The organism is Chryseobacterium manosquense (genome assembly GCF_014623485.1).
Classification (GTDB): Bacteria; Bacteroidota; Bacteroidia; order Flavobacteriales; family Weeksellaceae; genus Kaistella; species Kaistella haifensis.
Genome location: NZ_CP060203.1, coordinates 903,036 through 923,455 on the forward strand (window position 1 = coordinate 903,036; position 20,420 = coordinate 923,455).

Here is a 20,420-nt window from a genome sequence, read left to right on the forward strand (position 1 = left end):
TTAATATTGATATTTTGATGTTTGTTCTAGCAAGAGTATCTTTTTAATTCTTTCCCATTAATAAGAAAATGCCTGCTATAACAAGAAGTATCGCCCCAATCCAACCTCTGACTGCTAATGCCGACTCATAAGCATTTTTATTTTCATCGAAAATCCACTTTTTAGTTAATTTAAGTATAATAATAACTAAACCCGTGAAAATCATTAATACTCCATATAAAAAATTATTTTCCACCTTTTTCACTATTTAAATTAACAACTTCTTCAACAATAGAAACCTTTATTCCTAAATTTTGTTTAATAATTTCTTCTCCATAAGGCCCAACATATTTACCTAATGGCCTTGCTATACTTTCAGGAATAATCTCTCCTGCCACAGCCCAAGCGGCTGTTTTTCCGATTTCTGCAAGGGTTTTGATGTTTTCGCTATCGGCAATTGACGGGAAAATCTTGAAATTCGGACTTACCAAAAAACCTGCAATAATGTATCCTAAGACCAGCGGTTGCTTTATTTTCCGAAAAATAAGAACGACAAATGCGGCAACAATTAATATCAATGCTAAATCTTCAATAAGCTTTGGTAAATGTCCCATCCTGCGTATTTCTTAGTTTTCCCTCAAAAATAATGTTTTGGCTCAATTTATCAAAGTCTTTCTTCATTAATTTAATGTCGTTTTTTATTCACAAAACGTAATGGAGCAAAAAATATATCCTTAAAGAATATATATATATGTATAAGACAAAAAAATTTAAATTTAAGAGTGAAAATATTGAGTCTTAAGCTTAAAGATTATAGTCTTAAGCTTAAAATATATAGTCTTAAACTAAAAATTTGTAGTTTTAAACTAATAATTTATAGTCTAAGACTAAATAAGATTATTCTTAAGCATATATTTTGTTATGTGAAACTAAAATTTATTAATTTTAATCCTCATAAAACCAATGAATTATGTTTCCAACACACACTTATTTGAAACCCGGAGCCCATCCTTATCCGCATGTTGGGAAGTTTATTCGCCGAAAACTTATGGAACTGCATGTTTCACCGCCCGAAGCGGCAAGGCGAATTGGGGTAAATACAAGTACTGTTCACGCTTATTTTCGGCAGCCATCGCTGCAGTTTGGGATCATCTGGAAATTGTCGATGGCGTTAAATTATGATTTGCTGTCGGATTTAATCAGCAGTTATCCCCCGAATTTCCCTATAAAACCCAATGAAAAACTGCTTGAACTGGAAAAAGAAGTGGAGATTTTGAGGGGATTGTTGAAGAGGTAAGTTTTTGATAGGATTCCACGGGAAAGGATTCGAGAGGGAGCGGGGTTGAATGATGTTGCAACCTCTCGGTTCGGTTATGTTTTTGGAATTTTTGTACGGAGATTAGGCGATTTCTAACTGCATCAATTCTTTTCCTAAATCTTTGATACCGGTTAGGATTTTTTGGATTTGCTTTTCGGAGGGCTCCTTTTTGCCGTTCACATATTGAGACAGTAGCGTTTCATTCATATTGATGCGTTTGCTCAAAGCTTTAGCATTAATGACCGAATAAAACTCAAAGAAACTCGGCAAGTCTAGTTTTGTGATAATATTTTCGGCAGTTGCAGCTTTTTTTCCGGCATGTTCCAGGTATAAATTAAGCGCTTCGAGGATATTTGTTTTTATTTCTTCAAAGTCTTTGCCTGTGGTAAATACAGGTAAATTTTCATCTTCGGCAAATGCGGAAAAACCAGTTTGAGTTCTTTCTACTACGAATTTATAATTTTTCATTTTTTTAAGATTTAAGTGTGTTACAGCATTTTCTGAATTTAAATTCCTGCTGTTCTTTTAATTTTTATTTCAAGTCCTTTTCCAATTTCTTGTGAACCGTGATTTGGGACAACGAATTCTTTTCCGGTAATCGGGCTGAACCAAATTTCATGGCTGCCTTTTCCTTGTCTTACCATGTAACAGCCAGCTTTTGAGAGTTTTCGTAACAATTCACTCGTTTTCATCTCTTGAATTTGTTATACAAAAGTATATAATTGTTTACTCTATTCCAAATAAAAAGTAATTTATTATTTACTTTTTAGCCATCAAAAAAACGCCCCAGTTTCCCGAGGCGTTTTACTATTATTCAAAATTAAATTTAGTAATGACCTTTCTCTACGAAATGTGCAGCTACTTTTTCGGTAAGTGCAATTACGTTTGGTTGGTTTGCGTATTTGGTGAACCTTCTTAGTCCGGAAAGCATCATTCGTTGCTCGTCGCCTTCCGCGAAAGAAATGATTCCTTCTTTAGCCGCTACGATGATTTTTTCAGTGGCTTTGTAAAGGTTCAGTTGTGCCATTGCAGCTTCTACAGAATCTGCTGCGAAATGTTTTTCAGCTCTTAAAACTGCAGATTCCGCCATATAAATTTGGTTCAAGATTTCGGAAGCGTTCAACAATAAATGCTGTTGCTTCTCGATTTCCATCATGTATTTCTGTAGTGCAGCTCCGGAAACCATTAAGAAAACTTTTTTCAAATTGGCAATTACCGCTTTTTCTTCGCTCATGAATTCAGAATAATCTGGCACGTCGAAAGAAGGAATTCCCATCAATTCTTTTCCAACTGCCATCGCAGGTTTCAAAAGATCGATTTCGCCTTTCATTGTTTTTTTGATGAGCATTCCCACTGCTAATAGTCGGTTGATTTCGTTGGTTCCTTCGTAGATTCTTGCAATTCGGGAATCTCTCCAAGCTGCTTCCATAGGAGCATCTTCGGAGAAGCCCATTCCGCCATAGATTTGGATTCCTTCGTCTGCGGTATTTTGGGTTAAATCGGATACGAAAACTTTTAGGATAGAACATTCTACTGCGAATTCTTCCACACCTTTCAATTCCGCTTCTTGATGATTCATTCCGCCAGCAATTAATTCATCAATTTTATCTTGAATATCTTTGGCAGCTCTGTAAGATCCAGCTTCGGAAACAAAAATTCCGGTCGCCATTTCAGCAAGTTTCTTTCTGATTGCTCCGAAAGTTGAAATTGCAACGCCAAATTGTTTTCTTTCGTTGGCATATTGGGTAGCGTAAGCTAAAATTCTTCTTTGTCCATCGAGGTTTGCGGCAGCTAATTTAATTCTACCAACGTTCAATGCGTTCAAAGCGATTTTGAAACCGTTGTTTCTTTCTCCTAAAAGATTTTCTACAGGAACTTTCATATCGTTGAAGAAAACCTGTCGGGTAGAAGAGGAGCGGATTCCCAGTTTGTGTTCTTCCTCACCGAAAGTCATACTTTCAGGATTTTCCAATTCCGAACGGTTAATGACGAAACCTGTAATGTTTTTATCATCATCAATTTTCGCAAAAAAAGTAAAAGTATCAGCAAAACCGGCATTGGAAATCCACATTTTCTGTCCGTTGATGATGTAATGTTTCCCATCTTCGGAAAGTCTTGCTTTTGTTTTTCCGGAGTTTGCATCGGAACCTGCATCTGGTTCAGTAAGACAGTAAGCGCCAAATTTGGTTCCGGTAGCTAAATCTGGAAGGTATTTTTTCTTTTGTTCTTCGTTACCGTAAAGCAAAATCGGCAAAGTTCCGATTCCGGTATGTGCGCCATAAGCCGTTGCTACCGAACCATTGGCTCCGGAAGCCATATCGCAGGCAAGCATTGTGGTGATGAATCCCATTCCCAAACCGCCATATTCCTCTGGAACAGCAACGCCAAGAACACCCATTTCACCTAATTTGCGCATTACTTCTTCAGTTAATGCATAATCTTTGTGTTCGAAACGTTCGCGGTGAGGAACGACTTCTTTATCGATAAATTCTTTGATGGATTCGCGAAGCATTTTTTGCTCCTCGCTGATTTCTTCCAAAGTGAAGATTTCTTTTGCAGGAATATCTTTGATGATGAATTCGCCGCCTTTAAGTGTATTGGCCATTATTTTTAGAGTTTAAATTATAAATTATAGATTTTAAAGAAGTTCAAATATCGAAGCAGCGCCTTGTCCTGTTCCTACGCACATAGTAACCATTCCATATTTGTTGCCACGTTTTCTCATTTCATCAAGAAGTTGAACGGTTAATTTCGTTCCGGTACAACCCAGTGGATGTCCGAGTGCGATTGCGCCACCGTTTACATTTAAGATATCAGGATTCAATCCTAATTCTTTTTTAATGGCAACAGATTGAGAGGCAAAAGCTTCGTTAAGTTCGATCAAGTCGATGTCTTTCAGTTCTAAACCAGCTTGTTTTAGGGCTTTAGGAATTGCATAAACCGGTCCCATTCCCATAATTCTTGGTTCCAAACCAGCAGCTGCATAAGCAACCAATCTTGCTTCAGGTTCCAAACCTAATTCTTTCACCATATCTTCGCTCATCACGATTACGAAAGCGGCTCCATCACTCATTTGCGAGGAATTTCCGGCGGTAACGCTTCCACCGTTTGCGAAAACCGGACGAAGTTTTGCTAAACCTTCCAAAGAAGTGTCTGCTCTTGGACCTTCATCTACTGAGAAATCGAATTTTTTGGTTTGGATTTTTTGATTCTCATCAAGGAAATTATACTCAACCGGAATGGATACAATTTGGTTTTTGAAAGCGCCGGTTTCATTAGCTTTTAAAGCTTTCAAATGAGATTCTAAAGCAAATTGATCTTGCTCTTCTCTGGAAATATTGTATTGTTTTGCAACTTCTTCCGCTGTATAACCCATTCCCCAATAATAATCGGGATTGGTTTTTGCGACTTCGGTTTCCGGAACCGGTTTGTAGCCACCCATCGGGATGTATGACATGGATTCTGTACCTCCTGCGATGATGCAATCTGCCATTCCTGCTTGGATTTTTGCAGAGGCAATCGCAATCGCTTCACTTCCTGATGCGCAATATCTGTTCACAGTAACACCAGGAACTTTGTCGGTATTTAAACCCATTAATGAAATTAAACGGGCAACATTTAGACCTTGTTCCGCTTCTGGCATAGCGTTTCCTACGATCAAATCGTCGATTCTGTCTTTATCGAGTTGTGGAACTGCAGCCATTAGTTTTTCGATCACGGTTGCCGCCATCACATCTGGACGGGTGAAACGGAGCGATCCTTTCGGGGCTTTTCCCACGGCAGTTCTGAATCCTTTTATAATATATGCTTGTCTTGACATTTGTTGTAAATTTTAATGATTAGTTTCGAAGTGGTTTTCCGTTTTGTAGCATGTACTGAATTCTTTCTAATGTTTTTCTCTCACCACACAATTGAAGGAAAGTTTCTCTTTCGAGGTTCAAAAGATATTGTTCGGTAACTACGGTTGGTTCCGAAAGATTTCCACCTACTAAAACATTTGCAAGTTTATCAGCGATTAATTTATCGTGTTCCGATATGAAATTCCCAGCTACCATTTGGTCCGTTCCTACATAGAACATCCCAAGTGCATCTTTACCCAAAACTTTTACTTTTTGCTGAATTGGTTGCGTGTAACCTTTTTCTGCCATTAGTTTTGCTACTTTTTTTGCTTCAAGAATCTGGGTGTTTTTGTTTACCACAACGATGTCTTTGTGATTTTCCAAAATTCCCATATCATAAGCTTCGTAAGCGGAAGTTGCCACTTTACCCATCGCGATATTCATGAAAGCATCACGAAGACGGTTGTTTTTAACATCATCACTGTGGAATTCTTTTGAAGTTCTGATCGCAAATTCTTTAGTTCCACCACCTCCAGGAATTACACCCACTCCGGTTTCTACTAAACCGATGTAAGTTTCAGCAGCAGCCACTACTTTATCAGCGTGCATGGTCATTTCGCAACCACCACCTAAAGTCATTCCGTGAGGAGCAACAACTACAGGAATAGAGGAGTAGCGAACTCTCATCATCGATTTTTGGAAGTACGCAATTGCCATATTCAAATCGTCCCAATCTTGCTCGATGGCCATCATCAAAATCATTGCTAAATTAGCTCCGACAGAGAAATTAGCGCCTTGATTTCCGATTACTAAACCATCGTATTCTTTTTCTGCCAAGTCGATGGCTCTGTTTAAACCATCCAGAACTTCACCACCTAGAGAATTCATTTTTGAACGAATCTCGAAATTGATGATTCCGTCTCCTAAATCCTGGATTGCAGAACCAGAATTGCTCCACAAGGTTTTATTTTTTCTAATATTATCAAGGATAATGAAGGCTTCTTGACCAGGAATGTTGTTATAATTTCCAGAATTTTGATCGAAGAAAATACTTTGACCTTCATCATTAACTTTATAGAAACTTGTTACCGATTTCACCCAATCAGATACTTCATATCCGGCTTCTTTAGCGAGTTCGATACCTTTTTGAACACCAACAGCGTCCCAAATTTCGAAAGGACCGTTTTCCCAACCGAAACCAGCTTTCATGGCATCATCAACTTTGTACAACTCGTCTGAAATTTCAGGGATTTTATGTGAAACATAAGCGAAAAGAGCACCCAGAGATTTTCTGTACAATTCGCCAGCTTTGTCTTTGCCACCAATTAAAACTTTGAATCTGTCTATCGGCTTATCGATGTTTTTGGTTAGCTCAAGAGTAGGGAAGCTGGATTTACCCTGAAGTTCATATTCCATCGTGTCTAGATTCAGACCATGGATTTCAGATTTTCCATCAGCAGATTTTACTTTTTTGTAGAAGCCACCGTCGGTTTTAGAACCTAGCCATTTGTTTTCCATCATAAAATTGATGTAATCTGGCAAAACAAAAGTTCCTTTAAATTGCTCATCTTCTACGCCAGAACCGTGAACTCCATTAGCAACGTGAACCAAGGTATCCAATCCAACTACATCAGCAGTTCTGAAAGTTGCCGATTTCGGACGTCCAATTACAGGACCAGTTAATTTATCAACTTCCGTAACATTTAGTCCGATAGATTTCACATTGTGAAGCAAATTCATTATGGAGAAAACTCCAATTCTATTGGCAATGAAAGCAGGTGTATCTTTAGCTAAAACCGTGGTTTTTCCTAAGAATTTAGCTCCATATTCCATGTAGAATTTCACGATTTCAGCATCGGTATCACTGGTAGGAATAATTTCTAAAAGCGGTAAATATCTTACCGGGTTAAAGAAGTGTGTTCCAGCAAAATAATGTTTAAAATCATCACTTCTTCCTTCTACCAACATATTAATTGGAATACCAGAAGTATTGGAAGAAACCAAGGTTCCGGGTTTGCGGAATTGTTCGATTTTTTCGTAGACCGATTTTTTAATGTCTAATCTTTCTACCACAACTTCGATGATCCAATCTGTGTTTTTTATTTTTTGCAAATCATCATCAAAGTTTCCTACAGAAATTCTGTCGGCAAATTCTTTTTTGTAAAGCAGCGCAGGGCTTGATTTTACCAATTTGGCCAAACTTTCGGTAGCGATTCTGTTTCTCACTATTTTGTCTTCTTTGGTAAGTCCCTTTTTTTGTTCAGCTTCCGTCAATTCAAAAGGAACGATATCAAGAAGGAGAACTTCAACGCCGATGTTGGCAAAGTGCGCTGCAATTCCACTTCCCATAATTCCTGAACCGAGAACGGTAACGTGTTTTATTCGTCTTTTCATATTGATTATTTTTTATTATTCAGTTCGTTTGCTATTTTTAAAATGTCATACATCACTTCTTTGAAAACTTCCATTTTTTCAGAAGAAATTTTTTCGACTACTTTTTTGTTAAAGTTTACCACAACTTCTTTAGATAAATTCCTACTGGTCAATCCTTTGTCGGTTAGTTTAATGATGACTTCGCGTTTATCATTGGTAGTTTTTTCTTTGTAGATATAACCATTGTCTTCCAGTAATTTGATAATTCTTGTTAAAGACGTTGGTTCAATCGCCATTTTCGGTCCCAAATTCGTACTTCTGGTTCCTTCTTTTGGATCGATTTTTAAAAGCGTAAGTGCTTGAACTGCAGTAGCATCATGATCTTGCGCTAGCTCCGAATACATTTTCGAAACAGCAAGCCAAGTCGACTTCAAAATGAGATCTACATTCTCAACTTTATCATTATTTTTAGAGTTCATAATTTTCTTACGATGTGATTTATACAAATATAAAAAAGAAATACTATGCATGCATAGTATTTTTAGGATTTTATGTAAATAATTGATTATCAGCTAAATAAAATATATGATTTGCATAATACTATGCATGCATAGTAAATAATTAACTGTATAAAAATGTAGAATTAATCATGGTTTGCAATGAATTCGGCAATCTCTTTAAAAGAATTGAATTTTCTTTGAATTTTATCATCTGGAATCTCCCAAAAATGATCCTTAAATTCAAATTTTAATAAAGAGAGGTTTTTTGTAAAGTTTTTTTGAAGAAAAGAATACAGCATTTCCTTTTCCAACTGTGGTGCGAAAATCTGTGGAGCAACAAAATTTTCGTTGAAACGAAAAACTTCTGGATTTAGCAATTCATTGTGTTTTAAGAGGATTTCTTCCGCAATTCCAGCTTCTAATTTTCCATCATCTACCAACCAAATATTGTCCGAAAATTCCTTTGCCAAACGCCAATCGTGAGAAGAAAAGAGAATCAATTTGTTGTGATTTTTAGCTAAATTTCTTAGCAATTTTAAAATGATGATTTTATTTTTTTCATCGAGATGCGTGGTAGGTTCATCAAGAATAATCATTGGAGAATTTTGCGCTAAAGCTCTTCCTATAAATGCCTTTTGAAGGTTTCCATCTGAAAGTTTTTGCAAAGGAAAGTCTTTGTATTGAGTTAAATTTAAACTTTCGATAATTTTTTCAACTTCCTGTAAATCAGAATTATTTAGATTGAAATAATATGGGTAATGAATATATTTTCCGAGAGCGACCAAATCGGTCAAAGTAAAATTCGCCGGAACCTGAGATTTTGAAAAAACCACTGCAATTTGTTCCGCGATTTTTTTCTGGGAAAGTCTTTTTAAAGGTTGATTTTGCAGGACAATTTCTCCGTTCAAAGTTGGAATCTGATTGAGAATCGATTTAATTAAAGTAGTTTTTCCAACGCCGTTGTTACCGATTAGTAAACAAATTTCGCCCAAATCCAACGATGTATCAACACCTTTTATTAAAGGAGTTTTGTAACCGATTGTTGTATTTTTTAATTGTAAAAACATTTTATTTACTAAAAAGCGAAATTTATTTTTTCTTCATAATCATCATCAAAATCACCGGAATTCCGAAAAGGGAGGTGATAACATTCAAAGGAAATTGCGTAAGTTCTGAAATAATACAGAAAAATTCCATGATGAAAATTCCTAAAATCATATTCAAAATCCATTGTTGCCAAAGTTTTGCCGGATTATAAATCATTCTGCAAAAATGAGGAACAACAATTCCAATAAATAAAATCGGTCCTAAAAACGCCGTAACAGAAGCTGAAAACAAGGATGAAGCAATGATGACCAAATATTTCAATTGATTCAAATTTACTCCTAAACTTTGTGCATAAGCGGTTCCCAAAGCATTTCCGATCAATGGTTTTATGGATTTGAAACTTAGGAAAATTCCGAAAATTACAATCACTGATAAAATCAAAATTTGATTGGTAGAAACCTGATTATTCGCTCCAAAACTCCATAAAATATAATTTTTAAGGCTTTGATTTTCCGCATAGAACTGCAAGATAGAAACGATAGCTCCTGCCAATGCAGAAACCAAAAATCCAAAAATAATCAAGAAAGATTTATCCTGAAATTTATTGGAAAAAGCCAGCAAAACCAGCATCAACAAAAAGCTTCCCGCAATTGCAGAAATACTGAGAAAACTATTTTGCAAAAACTCTGGAAGCACCAAATCTTGCGAGAAAAAAATGTAAAAAGCAACACTTAAGCTCGCCACGGAAGAAATTCCTAAAACGGAAGGTCCCGCCAAAGGATTTTGAAAATATTCCTGCAACAAAAACCCAGAAGTTGGAATCGTAATTCCAGCCAAAAGCATTGCTAAAACCCGATTAATACGAAGTTGTGCTATCTGTGAATTCTCTGAATTTGAAATGAAAAAATCGGAAAAATTAAGTTTTATAAAACCAATATTCAAGTTGATAATTACCGAAATAAAAATTCCGATAATAATGAGCAAACAAATAAACCTGAAACCGGTTTTCAATAGAATTTTCTTTATTTTTTACTTGGACACCATGAAAGAAGAAATTTTTTCATCCAGCATTTCTTTGCTCATCATTCCGACAGTTTCGTCGGTTTTATCGCCTTTTCGGAGCAAAGTAAACGGAATTGAACCGCCGTCCCATTGTTTAAAATTGGCGTGGAAATATTCAGGAATCAGTTGTTCACCATCCACCAAAACGATATTTTCTGACAAATGATTTTCTTCTGCAAAAGCTTTTACCTTCGTATCCCAATCTTCTTTTGCATCCAAACTGACAAATGTGAATTTCACGGGTTGACCTTTCAATTCCTTCATTTTCTCTTTGAAATGCGGGATTTCAACCATACAAGGTCCGCACCATGTAGCGAAAAAATTGGTTACATATAAAGTATCATTATTTTTTTTTGCAAGCATCTTTGACGTTTCATCCGGTGTTAATTCTATTTTTTTGAAAGGAATTGCCGTTTCTGAAACTTCATTCGATTCCGGAGTTTTTACCGAATCAGTGATGGAATTATCCGTAAGTTCGTCGGTTTTTGTTTCTTTTTTGCAACTCGAAACCATTGCCAAAATCAGAATGCTTAAAATTAATTTATTCATTTTATTTTTATATTTTTGAATCATAATTGATATGGAAAAACTTTCACCTAAGGTGCGGCAAGCCGAATTTCACAGGCTAAAATTAACGAAAAAGCGTCAGCTGACCAAAAACACTTTCTCATTGGAATTTGAAATTCCAGAGGTTTTGAAATCGAATTACCGCTTCGAAGCCGGGCAATATGTTACCATAAAATATCCGGCAAAAGGTAAGGTTTTTCAGAATGATTTTTCGATGACTTCTGCGCCTTACGAGGAAAAAATTTCTTTAGGTATAAAAATCAATAGTGAGGAAAGTTCTACGCAAGAACTTTTTGAAAATTATGAAATCGGTGACGAATTAGAAATTTCTGAACCAAAAGGCCGGTTTACGTTGATATCGAAACCGCATGAATTCCGCACCATCATTGGATTTGCCAGTGGAATTGGCATTACACCTTTAATTAGCCATTTCAAACAATTATTGCATACGGAACCCAGAACACGGTTGTTTTTGTTCTATGGAAACAGAAAATCGGAAGAAATCGCCTTTAAAGATGAACTCGATGATTTGGCCAAAAAATATGGCGACCGATTGCAGATTTTCTATTTCTTTTCGCAGGAAAAAACCTCGGACAACCTGTTTTATGGAAGATTAGATGAAAAAAAACTCAAGCTAATCATTAATCAAATTCTGCATTTAGACGATACCGACGAGGAAAGTACCATTTGGGATGCAGTTGACGAAGTGCTGATCTGCGGAAAAGGAGAGATGATTAAATCGTTGGCGAACGCGTGCTACAACAACGGAATTCCAAAGAAAAATATTCATTTTGAATTATTTGAAGAGTTTAATGATGATATTTATCCTGTCGAAAAAGAATTTCCTTTGGTAGAAGAAATTTCGGTGGATTTTAAACTTTTCGGGAAAAATTATTCAACAAAGCTGGAAAATAATAAAACCAAACTTTTGCAACAATTATTAATTCAACGTTTTCCGTTGCCATATTCTTGTAAATCAGGAATTTGTGGGAGTTGCGAATGTATTTTGGAAGAAGGTGAGGTAGAACTTTTAGAAAATGAATATTTGACGGAAAAAGAAGAAAAGTCGGGAAAGATTTTGGCGTGCATGTCTTTTGTTTTAAGCAAGAAAATAAAGGTTAATTTTGATCTAACATAAAAGCGAGCAACTTTTGCAAAGAATTTTAGAAATATTAAAATCTTTTTTTATCCTTGTTGAAATCACCGTTTTGCTGATGATTTTAGCGAATGTTTGGGTTGTGGCATTAACTAACGGACGAACTTTTACCAAAATTTCGAAAGTTCCGCCAAGAGAAACTGCGCTGGTTTTAGGAACCTCACCTAGAATGAAATCCGGAGTTTCGAATCCTTATTTTACCAAAAGAATGGATGCAACCGCACTGCTTTACCATCATGGAAAAATAAAAAAAATCATCGTCAGTGGCGAAAAAAGCCAAGGCTACGACGAACCTTTTGCAATGAAAAACTATCTCGTTTATCAGGAAGGTGTTCCGGAAAACATCATTACCGAAGATCCGAAAGGTTTCAAAACGCAAGCAAGCATTAATAATTGCAAAAATATTTACAAGAAAAACGACATTATAATTGTTTCCCAAGGTTTCCACAATTTGCGGGCACTTTTTTATGCAAGAAACAATAATATGAATGCGTTGGGATTCGATGCGCAGGACGTTTTAAGCAATCAAAGTTTTTACAGAAACCAATCCCGCGAATTTTTGGCTCGCGTAAGCGCAGTGGTTTATTATCTCCTTGGAATTGAGAAAAAAGGAGCTTAATTTTCAAATTTCACGTTAAATTCCTGCCACAAAACTCAGATTCATTCGTGCAAAATTCTATCTTTGCATAAACTATTATTTATGCTCGTTATCGGAATTGCAGGCGGCACAGGCTCCGGAAAAACTACTGTGGTAAACAAAATTCTACAGCAACTGAACACTGAAGGAGTTAATGTACTCTCACAAGATAATTATTACCACGATAATCAGCAGTTAACTCTTGCTGAAAGGGAAGTTCTCAACTATGACCACCCAAAATCCATCGATTTTGATCTCTTGCTAAAACATGTAAAAGCGCTGAAACATGGAGAAAACATCGAACAGCCAATCTACTCATTTGTTACCCATTCCCGAACCGGCGATCATGTTCTGGTAGAACCTAAAAACGTACTGATTGTGGAAGGGATTTTGGTACTGACCAATTCTGAATTATTGAAAGAATATGATTTAAAAGTCTTTGTTCATGCGGATTCAGATGAAAGATTAATACGAAGAATCCGAAGAGATACGCAGGAAAGAGGTCGCGATTTGCAGGAAGTTCTGCACCGTTACCAAACCACTTTGAAACCCATGCACCAGGAATTTATTGAGCCATCAAAAAATGAAGCAGATCTGATCGTTCCCAACATGAAGCAAAATACCGTGGCGATTGATTTTCTGTCAACGGTGATCAATAATACCTTGAAAAAATCACATTAATTTCTGTATCTTTATTTTTTAAATTTTAAAGGAAATGAAAGAGCTGATTAAAGAAATAAAACATAAATCACCGGCGTTTAAATTTATTCAAAAATATTTTCTGAATAAGTATTTCATCACGGTATTTTTATTTTTAGTTTGGATGATTTTCTTTGATAATACTTCATTTTTGGTCGTTAATGAACTCAACGGAGAAATCAATAAATACGAAAAACAGCTGGAATATTATAAAAACGAATATCAGAAAAATGACGAGTTTTTCAAGAAACTCATGAATAATAAATCTGAAAAAGAAAAATTTGCCAGAGAAAATTATTTCATGAAAAAACCTAACGAAGAAATCTTCATCCTTGTAGTTGATAGCGCCAATTTGAAAAAAAATCCTTAAGATATGTTCGCAAAAACCTCCATTCAAGATTGGGAAAATTTAGTTAAGAAACAACTGAAAACCGAAGATATCTATGAAATTCTTTCTAAAGAAAATCTGGAAGGAATTGATGTAAAACCATACTACGATTCCGTTTCCAAGCCAATGCGAAATCTTCCGAAAGTGGAGGAATCGACACACTTGGTTGCTCGATATCACGAAAGTTTGGAGGAGAATGTTTTTGCTTTTCTTTTGAATCAAAATGTTGAAAATCTTGAAGAAAAGGCTATTTTCATCAACAATATTGATCTAGCAGAACATATTTCGGTTGATGAAACCAATCGCTATTTCAGTTTGATAGATCTTTTTTCGGACGACGAAAACGGCGAAATCAACGAGCAACTCGGGAAAGAACTTTTAGCTAAAAGTTTCGACCGAAATATCGCAATCGATGTTTCGCTTCATCAAAATTCCGGAGCAACTATTGTACAGCAATTGGCAATTGCATTGGCGAAAGCTAAAGATTTAGCGGAAATTTTCGGTGCGGAAATTCTTAAAAATATCGTTTTTAAATTTGCAGTTGGTTCTACTTATTTCTTTGAAATTGCAAAATTGAGAGCGTTTAAATTGCTTTTCAATCAATTGTCAAAAGAGTTTAACTTAAATGAAATTCCATTTATTTTTGCGGAAACTTCGTTGAGGAACAAATCCCAAAATGATTATGAAAATAATATTATTAGAGCTTCATTAGAACTTTCATCTGCAATGATTGGTGGTGCTGATGCGGTTTTTACGAACGATTTCAAGGTGGGAACCGGAGATGAACTTTCCGAGGAAATTTCATTCAAACAACAAATTGTTTTGGCTTACGAAAGCATTATCAATGTTGTTGATGACGCCGGAAACGGAAGTTATTACATCGAAAACATTACGCAACAATTCGCCGAAAAATCCTGGAAATTATTCCTTGAAATGGAAGAAAATGGTGGTTATTCCGAATTGTTGAAAACCGGTTGGCTACAGCAAAAAATTTATGAAAATGCGGTGAAAGAACAGCAATGGTTGGAAGAGGGAAAAATAAAATTAATCGGCGTGAATTTCTATCCTAAATTGGAGAAAACGAAATCCGTCGAAGAACTTTATAATCCGTCGAAAATTGTACCAGTCCGATTAAGTGAAATGTACGAATAATTGCCTTTTGGAAAATATTTTAAAACCAGAAATACAACAATTCATCAATGCAAATCTAACCACCGATTTGCATTCTTTGTTATTGAAAAAATCGCCTTTTCCAGAGGCGTCAATGCTGGAAATCATCCAACAGATCAAAGGAAAAAAAGTAGCTCAACGAAAATTTCGGTTTCTGTTGAAAGAAGGAATTGTATTTCCTCCGAATCTCAACTTGGAGCAAGCGTCATCACAATCTACAGCTGAATTTAAAGCTAAAAATTTGCAAGGAAAAAACTTCCTCGATCTCACTTGCGGTTTCGGAATTGACGCTTATTTTCTGTCGGAAAATTTTGAAAAAGTTATCCTTATCGAACAGAATTCGCAACTTATTGAAATCGTGAAACATAATTGGATGATTTTGGGCAGAAAAGCGAATTTTATTAATGAAAAATTAGAAATATTTTTAACTGAAAACACCGAAAAATTCGATCTGATTTACCTTGATCCGGCAAGAAGAGACCACGAAAAGAACAAAAAATTTCTTCTTGAAGATTTATCGCCCAATCTTTTGGAAATTCAAGAAAAACTGAGTGAAATTTCAGATGAAATCATCGTGAAACTTTCTCCTTTGATTGATATTTCTTACTTGGTTTCTGTTTTAAAATCTGTTTCGAAAATTCAAATTATTGCCGTGAAAAATGAGGTTAAGGAACTTTTGGTTTTTATCAATTCTTCTTCAAAGTCAGATGAAATTGAAGTTTCTACCATCAATTTAGAAAGTGACGAACCTGAATTTTTTTATAAATTAAATGAAGAAAAAAGCGCAATTTCTGCTTTTTCTGAACCTTTGAAATTTCTTTATATTCCGAACAATGCGGTTTTGAAATCGGGAGCTTTCAATGTGGTTTCCGAAAAATTTAACATAAAAAAACTTCATCCCAATTCGCATTTTTACACTTCAGATAAACGATTGAATTCATTTCCAGGAAGAATTTTGGAGGTTGAAAAAATTGAAGCTAAAGCCATCAAAAAAGGAGAAAAATTTAATATCATTTCAAAAAATCATCCGCTTTCGCCGGAAGAAATCAAGAAAAAATACAAGATTTCGGATGGTGGAAATTCCTATTTGATTTTCACTCAAAGCCAAAAAGGAAAAATTATTTTGAAATCTGTTTAGAAAAGATTTAATTTTTTTGTGACAAATCGTAATATTTCTTACTTTTGAACAATCAAAAAATTATATGAAATCGCCAATGATCAGTGCGAAAAGTGGTGAAAATTCAGCAATTTCATATAACCTATAAAAACAATAGAGATTACTTATGAAAAAAATTATTTTAGGTGTAGCGCTTGCAAGTTTGGTGATTAGCTGTAAAAAAATACAAGCAGGTGGCAATAAAGGAGTTCTGAAATTAGACGAAAACACAGAAAGATACAGCGACGATGAGATTCATGGAGACGGAATGCCGGCTGCGACTCATCATACCGAAGAAGTATCAAAAGATTCTGCAAAAATTACAGATGCTCACGCAACTGCTGTAAAAACCGATTCAGCGAAAGTAGAAACTGCAGAAAATCACAGCAAATAATTCTTAATTTTATTATAAACAGATAAAATGTCTTGCTCCTGCGAGGCATTTTTTTTATTTTTACAAGATTCGATTTTTCATAATTAATAATAAAGATAAAATGCAAGAAACATTAAATTACATTCAGGAAAACAAACAGAGATTTGTAGATGAATTGTTTGAACTACTGAAAATTGCTTCTATTTCAGCCGATCCTGCGTATAAAGATGAAGTTTTGAAATGTGCAGATACCGTTGCCGGATTTTTGAAAGAAGCCGGAGCTGATCAAGTTGAAATTTGCGAAACCAAGGGTTATCCTATCGTTTTTGGGGAGAAAATTCTAGATAAAAATTTGCCGACCGTTTTGGTTTACGGACATTATGATGTGCAACCACCAGATCCGTTGGAACTTTGGAGAAAACCACCTTTCGAACCGTATATCGAGAAAACGGAGCTTCACCCAGATGGCGCCATTTTCGCAAGAGGTTCTGCTGACGATAAAGGACAGTTTTTTATGCATTTAAAGGCATTTGAAGCGATGATGAAAACCAATTCTTTGCCTTGTAATGTGAAATTTATTTTGGAAGGCGAGGAAGAAGTTGGATCGAAAAGTCTAGAAGATTTCGTGAATGACAACAAAGAAAAACTTTCTTGCGATGTTATTTTGATCTCAGATACTCACATCTACTCAAAGGAACAACCAACGGTAACTACCGGTCTTAGAGGTTTGAGCTACGTAGAAGTAGAAGTGGAAGGTCCGAACAGAGATTTGCATTCCGGACTTTACGGCGGCGCAGTTCCAAATCCTATTCACGCTCTTTCGAGAATGATTGCCAAATTGATCGATGAAGACGGCCACATCACAATTGACGGATTTTATGATAATGTCGATAACGTTTCTGATGCTGAAAGAGCAGAAATGAACAAGTTGAAAGATGATCCGGAAGGTTTCAAAAAATCGATCGGTTTAATTGATGTTGAAGGTGAAAAAGGATACACGACATTGGAAAGAACCTCGATTCGACCTACTTTAGATTGCAATGGAATTTGGGGCGGATACACTGGCGAAGGTGCGAAAACAGTGATTCCTTCGAAAGCTTTTGCGAAAATTTCAATGCGTTTGGTTCCTTATCAAACTCCGGAAGAAATTACCGAAAAATTCACGAAGTATTTCGAGAAAATTGCTCCTAAAAATGTAAAAGTAAAAGTAACGCCTCACCACGGTGGAATGCCTTATGTTTTACCAAGCGATACGAAAGAATTTTTAGCAGCCAAAAAAGCAATGGAAACCGCTTTCGGGAAAGAAGTTTTACCATACAGAAGTGGAGGAAGTATCCCAATTACAGCGATGTTTGAGCAAGTTTTGGGAGCGAAATCTGTATTAATGGGATTCGGGTTAGATTCGGATGCAATTCACTCACCCAATGAACATTACGGATTATTTAATTTCTACAAAGGAATCGAAAGTATTCCGCTTTTCTTTGAAAATTACGCTAAAGCATAGCACAACAAATTATTAAAAAATGAAAGATAAAGTAGCATATATCACAGGCGGAACCAAAGGAATTGGTTTTGGAATCGCACAAGTATTACTGCAGAATGGAATTAAAGTAGCAATTTCCGGTAGAAAACAAGAAGATGCGGAAGCAGCAGCAAACCATTTATCAAAAGATCAATCGATGGTTTTCGGAATTGCTTCAGATGTTAAAATTTTTGAAGATGAAAAAAATGCAGTTTCGGAAATTATTAAAAAATTCGGTCGGTTAGATTATGTAATTGCCAATGCTGGTTTAGGGATTTTCAAACCAGTAGATCAACTCGATACTGAAGATTGGAACAATATGATAGATACCAATCTTACCGGTGTATTTCATAGTTTGAAAGCATCTGTAGAAGAATTGAAAAAAACAGAAGGATATTTCATCAGTATTGCAAGTTTGGCCGGAACCAATTTCTTCGAAAACGGAGCAGGTTACAATGCTTCGAAATTCGGAGTTGTAGGTTTCACCCAAGCTGCGATGATTGATTTAAGGAAGTACAATATTAAAGTTTCCACAATTTTGCCGGGTTCGGTTTCTTCTAATTTTAATGATAATGAACCTTCGGAAAAAGACGCGTGGAAAATTCAACCGGAAGATATCGGCGAGTTAATCATCGATCTTTTCAAAATGAATCCACGTACTTTACCTAGTAAAATCGAGATTAGGCCGTCTAAACCAAACAGTTAAAATTATGTATGAAATATTAATTTTCAAAAAATACTATGCATGCATAATATATTATTATTTAACTTAGCAAAACTGAAAAAACAAATTACAGCTCCGTAATCAATAAATTATTGAGGTGTATTTTTTAAAAAATTTTAAATTATTTAACACATGAAAATATTAGTTTGTATCAGTAGTGTTCCGGATACTACTTCCAAAATTAATTTCACAGCAGATAAATCTGCTTTCGACAAAAACGGAATTCAGTGGGTTATCAACCCTTTGGATGAATTTGCATTAACTAAAGCCGTTAAGTTACAAGAAACTCAAGGTGCAACGGCAACGGTAATCAACGTTGGTGATGCAGGTACTGAGGCTGTAATCAGAAAAGCTTTGGCAATTGGTGCTAATGATGCAGTTCGTGTAAATACCGATCCTAAAGATAGTTTTTCTGTTGCAAAAGAAATCGCCAATTTCGCTCAAAACGGTGGTTACGATTTAGTACTTTGTGGAAAAGAATCTATCGATTACAACGGTGGTGCTGTTCCCGGAATGGTAGCTCAATTGCTTAATCAGCCTTTTGTAAATGCTTGTGTAGGACTTGATGTAAACGGTTCCGAAGCTACAGCAGTTCGAGAAATCGAAGGTGGAAAAGAAACAATTTCTGTTAAACTTCCTGCTGTAATTGCTGGTCAAAAAGGAATGGTTGATGAAAAAGATTTAATTATTCCGAATATGAGAGGAATTATGTCTGCCAGAACAAAACCATTACAGGTGCAAGAGCCTACCTCTACTGAAGTTCGCGTTGAAGGAGTTTCCTACGATTCAGTACCTGCAAGAGCTGCAGTGAAAATGGTTGCAGCAGATCAGCTTGATGAGTTGGTAAGATTACTTCATGAGGAAGCAAAAGTAATTTAATTTAAAATTCAACATTTAAAATTTCAAAAAATGGCAGTATTCGTATACGCAGAAAATATAAACGGAATTTACAAGAAGGCAGCTTTCGAAGCGGTTTCTTACGCTAAAGCAATTGCCGATCAATTGGGCGAAACCGTGAGCGCAATTACCATTAATCCTACAGATTCTTCAGATCTTTTGTATAAATATGGTGCAAATAATGTAATCAATGTGAAAGACGAAGGATTGAAAAACTTCAGCGCGAAAGCTTACGCACAAGCAGTAAAAGAAGTTGCAAACGGCAATATCATCGTATTTCCTCACACCACTGATGCGTCTTCTGTAGCTCCAATGTTGGCGGTGATGAAAGATTTTTCATTAATTACCAATGTTTTGGAAGCACCAGAAAGTATTTCCCCGTTCCAAGTGAAAAGAAGAGCTTTTTCCGGAAAAGGGTTTATGCACGCGAAAGCTGATGCACAGGGTGTTATCGTTACCGTTTCTCAAAACGCTTTCGGAGTTAAAGAAAATCCAGTTGCAGGAACTGAAGAAGTAAAAGATCTTTCCGTTGCGAATGAGGATACCAAAGTGATTTCTCATGAACAAAGTTCCGGTAAATTGGATTTAAAAGAAGCAGAAATCGTAGTTTCCGCAGGTCGTGGAATGAAAGCTCCAGAAAACTGGGGAATGGTTGAAGAATTGGCAAACGTATTAGGAGCAGCAACTGCTTGTTCTAAACCAGTTTCCGATATCGGTTGGAGACCTCACTCCGAGCACGTTGGACAAACCGGAAAAGCAATTTCTCCTAATTTGTATATCGCAATTGGGATTTCCGGCGCGATTCAGCATTTGGCGGGAGTAAATTCTTCTAAAACCATTGTGGTAATCAATAGTGATCCTGAAGCTCCTTTCTTCAAATCAGCAGATTATGGAGTTGTGGGCGATGCATTCCAGATTATCCCGGAATTAACTCAGAAAATCAAAGCTTTGAAAGGATAATTTTTTTCCTTAAAAAATACACGAAACGTCGGAATTTTCCGGCGTTTTTTTGT

Annotated in this window: 23 protein-coding genes; 12 read left to right on the forward strand and 11 right to left on the reverse strand. The window is 35.9% G+C overall.

Annotation, left to right across the window (positions count from 1 at the left end; all coding sequences use genetic code 11):
• Window positions 1-43: 43 nt before the first annotated feature.
• Both H0S70_RS04165 and H0S70_RS14105 read right to left on the reverse strand, forming a co-directional pair.
• Complete coding sequence (locus tag H0S70_RS04165; RefSeq protein WP_148041176.1) at window positions 44-235, reverse strand: hypothetical protein; 192 nt, start codon at window positions 233-235, stop codon at window positions 44-46.
• Complete coding sequence (locus tag H0S70_RS14105; protein ID WP_228453786.1) at window positions 225-593, reverse strand: cation:proton antiporter; 369 nt, start codon at window positions 591-593, stop codon at window positions 225-227. The genes H0S70_RS04165 and H0S70_RS14105 overlap by 11 nt, the downstream gene beginning before the upstream one ends.
• 356 nt (window positions 594-949) lie before the next feature.
• Here H0S70_RS14105 and H0S70_RS04175 point away from each other — a divergent pair, with 356 nt between their 5' ends.
• Window positions 950-1,276 (forward strand): helix-turn-helix domain-containing protein, encoded by a 327-nt coding sequence (locus H0S70_RS04175; RefSeq protein WP_188321806.1) that lies wholly within the window; start codon window positions 950-952, stop codon window positions 1,274-1,276.
• A 102-nt stretch (window positions 1,277-1,378) separates the two neighbouring features.
• Here the strand turns inward: H0S70_RS04175 and H0S70_RS04180 are convergent, their stop codons facing one another.
• From H0S70_RS04180 to H0S70_RS04220, 9 genes are all read right to left on the reverse strand, one after another.
• A complete protein-coding gene (locus H0S70_RS04180) occupies window positions 1,379-1,765 on the reverse strand; it encodes a type II toxin-antitoxin system HicB family antitoxin (RefSeq protein ID WP_188321807.1) in 387 nt (128 codons plus the stop codon).
• A gap of 38 nt (window positions 1,766-1,803) precedes the next feature.
• On the reverse strand, window positions 1,804-1,989 hold the full coding sequence (locus tag H0S70_RS04185) for a type II toxin-antitoxin system HicA family toxin (protein ID WP_088263695.1): 186 nt from the start codon (window positions 1,987-1,989) through the stop codon (window positions 1,804-1,806).
• A gap of 134 nt (window positions 1,990-2,123) precedes the next feature.
• Window positions 2,124-3,902: an acyl-CoA dehydrogenase family protein gene (locus tag H0S70_RS04190; protein ID WP_188321808.1), complete on the reverse strand. Its 1,779-nt coding sequence runs from the start codon at window positions 3,900-3,902 to the stop codon at window positions 2,124-2,126.
• A gap of 33 nt (window positions 3,903-3,935) precedes the next feature.
• Window positions 3,936-5,117: an acetyl-CoA C-acyltransferase gene (locus H0S70_RS04195; RefSeq protein WP_031504311.1), complete on the reverse strand. Its 1,182-nt coding sequence runs from the start codon at window positions 5,115-5,117 to the stop codon at window positions 3,936-3,938.
• Window positions 5,118-5,136: 19 nt separating this feature from the next.
• Window positions 5,137-7,530 (reverse strand): 3-hydroxyacyl-CoA dehydrogenase NAD-binding domain-containing protein, encoded by a 2,394-nt coding sequence (locus tag H0S70_RS04200; RefSeq protein WP_123247622.1) that lies wholly within the window; start codon window positions 7,528-7,530, stop codon window positions 5,137-5,139.
• A gap of 5 nt (window positions 7,531-7,535) precedes the next feature.
• Window positions 7,536-7,988: a MarR family winged helix-turn-helix transcriptional regulator gene (locus H0S70_RS04205; protein WP_123904858.1), complete on the reverse strand. Its 453-nt coding sequence runs from the start codon at window positions 7,986-7,988 to the stop codon at window positions 7,536-7,538.
• 164 nt (window positions 7,989-8,152) lie between these two features.
• Window positions 8,153-9,076: an ABC transporter ATP-binding protein gene (locus tag H0S70_RS04210; RefSeq protein ID WP_188321809.1), complete on the reverse strand. Its 924-nt coding sequence runs from the start codon at window positions 9,074-9,076 to the stop codon at window positions 8,153-8,155.
• A 22-nt stretch (window positions 9,077-9,098) separates the two neighbouring features.
• The gene (locus tag H0S70_RS04215; protein WP_188321810.1) at window positions 9,099-10,067 is read right to left on the reverse strand and encodes an iron ABC transporter permease; all 969 of its coding nucleotides are present in this window, start codon (window positions 10,065-10,067) and stop codon (window positions 9,099-9,101) included.
• 18 nt (window positions 10,068-10,085) lie between these two features.
• Entirely contained in the window at window positions 10,086-10,667 is a 582-nt protein-coding gene (locus H0S70_RS04220; RefSeq protein WP_123904861.1) for a TlpA family protein disulfide reductase, read from the reverse strand.
• A gap of 31 nt (window positions 10,668-10,698) precedes the next feature.
• On the opposite strand from H0S70_RS04220, the gene H0S70_RS04225 reads away from it, so the two are divergent.
• The 11 genes from H0S70_RS04225 to H0S70_RS04275 all read left to right on the forward strand — a co-directional run bounded on the left by H0S70_RS04225 (window position 10,699) and on the right by H0S70_RS04275 (window position 20,367).
• A complete protein-coding gene (locus tag H0S70_RS04225; protein WP_123247626.1) occupies window positions 10,699-11,823 on the forward strand; it encodes a 2Fe-2S iron-sulfur cluster-binding protein in 1,125 nt (374 codons plus the stop codon).
• A gap of 76 nt (window positions 11,824-11,899) precedes the next feature.
• The gene (locus H0S70_RS04230; RefSeq protein ID WP_123905292.1) at window positions 11,900-12,460 is read left to right on the forward strand and encodes a SanA/YdcF family protein; all 561 of its coding nucleotides are present in this window, start codon (window positions 11,900-11,902) and stop codon (window positions 12,458-12,460) included.
• 81 nt (window positions 12,461-12,541) lie between these two features.
• Window positions 12,542-13,159, forward strand: coding sequence for a uridine kinase (gene udk / locus H0S70_RS04235; RefSeq protein ID WP_123247627.1), 618 nt, complete (start codon window positions 12,542-12,544; stop codon window positions 13,157-13,159).
• Between the two features lie 34 nt (window positions 13,160-13,193).
• Window positions 13,194-13,547: an FtsB family cell division protein gene (locus tag H0S70_RS04240; RefSeq protein ID WP_188321811.1), complete on the forward strand. Its 354-nt coding sequence runs from the start codon at window positions 13,194-13,196 to the stop codon at window positions 13,545-13,547.
• A gap of 3 nt (window positions 13,548-13,550) precedes the next feature.
• Window positions 13,551-14,717: a methylmalonyl-CoA mutase family protein gene (locus H0S70_RS04245; RefSeq protein WP_188321812.1), complete on the forward strand. Its 1,167-nt coding sequence runs from the start codon at window positions 13,551-13,553 to the stop codon at window positions 14,715-14,717.
• Window positions 14,718-14,724: 7 nt separating this feature from the next.
• Window positions 14,725-15,873, forward strand: coding sequence for a class I SAM-dependent methyltransferase (locus tag H0S70_RS04250; protein WP_188321813.1), 1,149 nt, complete (start codon window positions 14,725-14,727; stop codon window positions 15,871-15,873).
• Window positions 15,874-16,018: 145 nt separating this feature from the next.
• Window positions 16,019-16,285, forward strand: a complete 267-nt coding sequence (locus H0S70_RS04255; protein ID WP_123247630.1) for a hypothetical protein — start codon at window positions 16,019-16,021, stop codon at window positions 16,283-16,285.
• Between the two features lie 100 nt (window positions 16,286-16,385).
• A complete protein-coding gene (locus tag H0S70_RS04260) occupies window positions 16,386-17,768 on the forward strand; it encodes a dipeptidase (RefSeq protein WP_188321814.1) in 1,383 nt (460 codons plus the stop codon).
• A gap of 19 nt (window positions 17,769-17,787) precedes the next feature.
• Window positions 17,788-18,492, forward strand: a complete 705-nt coding sequence (locus tag H0S70_RS04265) for an SDR family oxidoreductase (RefSeq protein WP_188321815.1) — start codon at window positions 17,788-17,790, stop codon at window positions 18,490-18,492.
• Between the two features lie 150 nt (window positions 18,493-18,642).
• On the forward strand, window positions 18,643-19,389 hold the full coding sequence (locus H0S70_RS04270) for an electron transfer flavoprotein subunit beta/FixA family protein (protein WP_188321816.1): 747 nt from the start codon (window positions 18,643-18,645) through the stop codon (window positions 19,387-19,389).
• 30 nt (window positions 19,390-19,419) lie between these two features.
• Window positions 19,420-20,367: an electron transfer flavoprotein subunit alpha/FixB family protein gene (locus H0S70_RS04275; protein WP_188321817.1), complete on the forward strand. Its 948-nt coding sequence runs from the start codon at window positions 19,420-19,422 to the stop codon at window positions 20,365-20,367.
• The last annotated feature ends 53 nt before the right edge of the window (window positions 20,368-20,420 follow it).

Excerpts from the sequence above, each read along its gene's own strand:
- H0S70_RS14105 (WP_228453786.1), bottom strand. The coding sequence starts at position 593 with ATGGGACATTTACCAAAGCTTATTGAAGATTTAGCATTGATATTAATT.
- H0S70_RS04175 (WP_188321806.1), top strand. The coding sequence starts at position 950 with ATGTTTCCAACACACACTTATTTGAAACCCGGAGCCCATCCTTATCCG.
- H0S70_RS04180 (WP_188321807.1), bottom strand. The coding sequence starts at position 1,765 with ATGAAAAATTATAAATTCGTAGTAGAAAGAACTCAAACTGGTTTTTCC.
- H0S70_RS04185 (WP_088263695.1), bottom strand. The coding sequence starts at position 1,989 with ATGAAAACGAGTGAATTGTTACGAAAACTCTCAAAAGCTGGCTGTTAC.
- H0S70_RS04190 (WP_188321808.1), bottom strand. The coding sequence starts at position 3,902 with ATGGCCAATACACTTAAAGGCGGCGAATTCATCATCAAAGATATTCCT.
- H0S70_RS04195 (WP_031504311.1), bottom strand. The coding sequence starts at position 5,117 with ATGTCAAGACAAGCATATATTATAAAAGGATTCAGAACTGCCGTGGGA.
- H0S70_RS04200 (WP_123247622.1), bottom strand. The coding sequence starts at position 7,530 with ATGAAAAGACGAATAAAACACGTTACCGTTCTCGGTTCAGGAATTATG.
- H0S70_RS04205 (WP_123904858.1), bottom strand. The coding sequence starts at position 7,988 with ATGAACTCTAAAAATAATGATAAAGTTGAGAATGTAGATCTCATTTTG.
- H0S70_RS04210 (WP_188321809.1), bottom strand. The coding sequence starts at position 9,076 with ATGTTTTTACAATTAAAAAATACAACAATCGGTTACAAAACTCCTTTA.
- H0S70_RS04220 (WP_123904861.1), bottom strand. The coding sequence starts at position 10,667 with ATGAATAAATTAATTTTAAGCATTCTGATTTTGGCAATGGTTTCGAGT.
- H0S70_RS04225 (WP_123247626.1), top strand. The coding sequence starts at position 10,699 with ATGGAAAAACTTTCACCTAAGGTGCGGCAAGCCGAATTTCACAGGCTA.
- H0S70_RS04230 (WP_123905292.1), top strand. The coding sequence starts at position 11,900 with ATGATTTTAGCGAATGTTTGGGTTGTGGCATTAACTAACGGACGAACT.
- udk (WP_123247627.1), top strand. The coding sequence starts at position 12,542 with ATGCTCGTTATCGGAATTGCAGGCGGCACAGGCTCCGGAAAAACTACT.
- H0S70_RS04240 (WP_188321811.1), top strand. The coding sequence starts at position 13,194 with ATGAAAGAGCTGATTAAAGAAATAAAACATAAATCACCGGCGTTTAAA.
- H0S70_RS04245 (WP_188321812.1), top strand. The coding sequence starts at position 13,551 with ATGTTCGCAAAAACCTCCATTCAAGATTGGGAAAATTTAGTTAAGAAA.
- H0S70_RS04255 (WP_123247630.1), top strand. The coding sequence starts at position 16,019 with ATGAAAAAAATTATTTTAGGTGTAGCGCTTGCAAGTTTGGTGATTAGC.
- H0S70_RS04260 (WP_188321814.1), top strand. The coding sequence starts at position 16,386 with ATGCAAGAAACATTAAATTACATTCAGGAAAACAAACAGAGATTTGTA.
- H0S70_RS04265 (WP_188321815.1), top strand. The coding sequence starts at position 17,788 with ATGAAAGATAAAGTAGCATATATCACAGGCGGAACCAAAGGAATTGGT.
- H0S70_RS04270 (WP_188321816.1), top strand. The coding sequence starts at position 18,643 with ATGAAAATATTAGTTTGTATCAGTAGTGTTCCGGATACTACTTCCAAA.
- H0S70_RS04275 (WP_188321817.1), top strand. The coding sequence starts at position 19,420 with ATGGCAGTATTCGTATACGCAGAAAATATAAACGGAATTTACAAGAAG.